The following is a 701-nucleotide window of genomic DNA, read 5'->3' on the forward strand; positions in this document are numbered from 1 at the left end:
GATTGCTCTCCTGCGACATTGCGAGGTCTTCAGGGACGGGAAAGGGAGATGAGCCGCGAGGCCCTTAGATGAACTTCTGGCTCGCGAGGCTGCATCAAATGAATTTGCGCTCCGCGAGAAAGGCGGCGAGCTGCTTGCCGCCCTCGCCCTCGTCCTTGACGATCGTGCCCGCGGTGCGGGCCGGGCGCGCCGTGGCGCCGTCCACGACCGTGTACGCCCCGCCCAGACCGACCTCGTCCGCGTCGATCTCCAGATCCGACAGGTCCCAGGACTGAACCGGCTTCTTCTTCGCCGCCATGATGCCCTTGAACGACGGGTAACGCGCCTCACCCGACTGGTCGGTCACCGAGACCACCGCCGGCAGCGACGCCTCCAGCTGCTCGGAGGCGGCGTCCCCGTCACGGCGGCCCTTCACCGTGCCGTCCTCCACGGACACCTCGGACAGCAGCGTCACCTGCGGCACCCCCAGCCGCTCGGCCACAAGCGCCGGCACGACACCCATCGTGCCGTCCGTGGAGGCCATGCCGGAGACCACCAGGTCGAAGCCGGCCTTCTCGATCGCCTTCGCCAGCACCAGCGACGTGCCGATCGCGTCCGTGCCGTGCAGGTCGTCGTCCTCGACGTGGATCGCCTTGTCCGCGCCCATCGACAGCGCCTTGCGCAGCGCGTCCTTGGCGTCCTCCGGACCGATCGTCAGGACC

1 protein-coding gene is annotated in these 701 nt (G+C 68.8%); it reads right to left on the reverse strand.

All coding sequences use genetic code 11. The features are described from left to right. Positions 1-94 precede the first annotated feature (94 nt). Positions 95-701: electron transfer flavoprotein subunit beta/FixA family protein (locus MKW14_RS40710; protein ID WP_240871837.1), on the reverse strand; the 607-nt coding region annotated here is incomplete at its 5' end.

Source organism: Streptomyces gilvus (assembly GCF_022513565.1).
Taxonomy (GTDB): domain Bacteria; phylum Actinomycetota; class Actinomycetes; order Streptomycetales; family Streptomycetaceae; genus Streptomyces; species Streptomyces gilvus.